Source organism: Protofrankia sp. CiP1_Cm_nod3 (assembly GCF_982290655.1).
The window spans coordinates 1,658-4,801 of record NZ_CEVIVD010000236.1 but is presented as its reverse complement, the minus strand read 5'-3'; the positions used below and the strand labels follow the sequence as shown (position 1 = coordinate 4,801).

Annotated in this window: 3 protein-coding genes; 2 read left to right on the top strand and 1 reads right to left on the bottom strand. The window is 64.0% G+C overall.

Annotation, left to right across the window (positions count from 1 at the left end):
- Window positions 1-157: 157 nt before the first annotated feature.
- Window positions 158-295, bottom strand: coding sequence for a hypothetical protein (locus tag AC5LUJ_RS23435; protein WP_493465795.1), 138 nt, complete (start codon window positions 293-295; stop codon window positions 158-160).
- A gap of 215 nt (window positions 296-510) precedes the next feature.
- Between AC5LUJ_RS23435 and AC5LUJ_RS23430 the strand changes: the two genes are divergently transcribed.
- Together AC5LUJ_RS23430 and AC5LUJ_RS23425 are read left to right on the top strand one after the other, a co-directional pair.
- A complete protein-coding gene (locus AC5LUJ_RS23430) occupies window positions 511-2,010 on the top strand; it encodes an Eco57I restriction-modification methylase domain-containing protein (protein ID WP_493465794.1) in 1,500 nt (499 codons plus the stop codon).
- Window positions 2,007-2,948, top strand: a complete 942-nt coding sequence (locus AC5LUJ_RS23425) for a BsuBI/PstI family type II restriction endonuclease (protein ID WP_493465793.1) — start codon at window positions 2,007-2,009, stop codon at window positions 2,946-2,948. Before AC5LUJ_RS23430 ends, AC5LUJ_RS23425 begins: the two co-directional genes overlap by 4 nt.
- The last annotated feature ends 196 nt before the right edge of the window (window positions 2,949-3,144 follow it).

Below are 3,144 nucleotides of genomic sequence, written 5' to 3'. Positions count from 1 at the left end.
AGGGATCGGCCCCGACGCCCCCAGCGGGAGGTGCGGCTCGATCAGCTCCCACTCGCCGTCGGTCAGGTCGCCACGGGTCATACAACCGTGCTACCAGCCGGAGCATCCGAACGCGAAAGACGATCATCCCGCCTGTGATCCGGACTCGGAACAGGTCCTAGTCGCTCTCGGCGAGGGCCTGTTGCTGGTCGCGCTGGTCGTCGTCGCCGGAATGTGGCTCCTTCAGCAGGCCCGCGCGGGAGGCGGGTGCGGCGGGCCGCTGGGGCAGGTAGACGCAAGGAGGGTGAGTCGCCACCCCATTTATGATCATTTTGTATGATATGCGGCGGATGCCTATGAGCGGGCGCACGCGCTCGTGGCAGGGCGGGCCGAGATCCCGTCGTTCCACCGGCTGGCTCTACGGATGTTCCCTGGATTTGGCGTGGCGTTCGAGACCACCAACCTGGTTACACTCTGCGACAGCAGCTGGGAGCAGCAGCCCTGGATGTTGCGTGCGGCAGGATGAGAACTATGCAGAGCGACCTCCTCAACCTCGCGGAAGGCAATCGGGTCTCGGCCCTGGGGGTGCTCGACCCGAAGACCCAGGACGCCCTGGGCCAGTTCTTCACCCCGGCGCGTGCGGCATCGCTCATCGCGAGTATGCCGCGTCTCCCCAAGGAAGGCGGCATCAAGATCTTGGATCCCGGCGCAGGGTCGGGGATGCTGTCCGCTGCGCTCGTCGCTCGGGTGCTGGCCGAGCGGCCGAACCTGTCGGCGCATGTGGTCGCGGTGGAGTGCGACGAGGCCGTGGTGCCTCAACTGGCGGACACCCTCGAAGCCTGCAAGGTCGCAGGGGATGGCCGCGTGACTGTCGAGGTAGTCGTAGCCGACTTCATCGCCGCCTCAACCGGGCCTGCCCTCGATCAGCGGCTCGCCGGTTTCGACCTGGTGATTCAGAATCCGCCCTACGGAAAATTGGCTGCCTCCTCGCCCGCTCGCGCGGCCATCCGCGAGGTCGGAGCGGACGCTCCGAACCTCTACGCCGCCTTCCTGGCACTCGCGGCGCGGGCACTCAACGATGGCGGGCAGCTGGTGGCGATCACGCCGCGGTCGTTCGCTAACGGCCCCTACTTCGGCGCCTTCCGATTCTACCTGCTCGACCAGATCGCGCTTGACCGCGTGCACGCGTTCGAGTCCCGGTCAACCGTGTTCGCCGACACGGGTGTACTGCAGGAGAATGTGATCATATCCGGCACCAAGAACGGTGACCGCGAGACTGTGCTCCTGTCGGCCAGCAACGGTCACGAGGACGACGCATCCCACAGGAACGTGCCCTATACCGATGTCGTGCATCCTGATGATCCTCACAGGTTCGTGCGGATCGCCGCCAACGATGAGGACACCGCGATAGCCGAACGGATGATGTCGCTCCCACACACCCTCGTGTCGCTCGGCGTCGCTGTCTCCACCGGCAGAGTGGTCGATTTCCGATCACTCGAATGTCTCCATCACGAGGACATCGACGGCGGCGTACCGCTCGTCTACCCAGGCAACGTCCGCGACGGTCTTGTGTCGTGGCCGCGGGAGATTCGCAAGGCTCAGTGGTTTGCGCCGATCACCGAGAAGGAAGAAAGGATGCTCGTTCCCGAGGGCTGGTACTGCGTCGTCAAGCGGTTCTCCGCCAAGGAGGAGCGGCGCCGCATCGTGGCCGCCGTATGGTCACCGGAAAGAATTTCGGGTCCGGTCGCGTTCGAGAACCATGTCAACGTGTTTCACATCAAGGGCGAAGGGCTCGACCGAGACCTGGCCTACGGCCTGTCGATGTGGCTTAACTCCTCATTGGTAGACAAGTTCTTCCGAACTTTCTCCGGCCACACCCAGGTCAACGCCACCGACCTCCGTGCCATGCGGTTTCCCGGCAGTGGAGCGCTCAGGCAGATGGGACACCTCGCGCCGGAGCGACTCCCGTCCCAGGAGCACGTCGACACGATCGTGGCCCAGGTGCTCGACACAAACGCTGCCGCCGCATGAGCACGACGGACAAGGTCGAGGAGGCGAGCCGCCTCCTCGAAGCCCTCGGCATGGACGCGGAGCGCTCCAACGAACGATCCGCCCTCACGCTCCTGGCGCTGCTTCACCTCCGCTCCGATGAACCGTGGTCGGCCGCCGCCAACCCGATGCTCGGCACACGCGCCATCATGGACTGGATACGCGACGAGTACGGCCGCGCCTACGCCGCCAACACCCGCGAGACCATCCGACGATTCACTCTCCACCAGTTCTCCGATGCCCTTCTGGTGCAGCAGAACCCCGACCAGCCAGACCGGCCGGTCAACTCGCCGAAATGGAACTATCAGGTTCCACCACAAGCGCTCGCCGTGATCCAGAAGTACGGCATGCCGAAATTCGGCCAGGCACTCACGGACTACCTCGCGGCTGCGCCGGGGCTGAAAGCGCAGTACGCCGCGGCCCGCGAGATGAACCGAATCCCGATCACACTCCCGAACGGCCAACCTTTCACGCTCTCTCCGGGCGGTCAGAACGTACTCATCAAGCAGATGGTGGAGGAATTCTGCCCACAGTTTACTCCCGGTGGCGAAGTATTATATGTCGGCGATGCTGACGCCAAATGGGCGCACTTCGAGGCCGACCGGCTCGCCACCCTCGGCGTCGCCGTCGACCAGCACGGCAAGATGCCCGACCTGGTGGTCTACCTCCCCGACAAGGGATGGCTCGTGCTGATGGAGGCTGCCTCATCGCACGGACCGGTTGACGCCAAACGCCACAGAGAACTTGCCTCGCTGTTCGCGGACGCTGCACCTGGCCTTGTTTACGTATCCTGCTTTTCCGATCGGCGCGAAATGAGGAAGTACCTGCATCAGATCGCGTGGGAGACCGAGGTTTGGTGTGCTGAAGACCCCACACACCTGATCCATTTCAACGGCGAGCGTTTCCTCGGTCCCTACTGAAGGACAAGATCACCGAAGTCGTGTTCGGCGGGGATGCTCTTATGGATGTCAAGCCGTCACCGGAAGATCCTTTGGTCCGTGCGAGACAGTGAGGATCGCGTAGAGCTCCCGGGCCACGCAGCGCTTCAGGCAGCGGATGATCTCCCTCTTGCTCTTACCCTCCTCGGTTCGGCGCTCGACGTAGGTACGGGTTCCC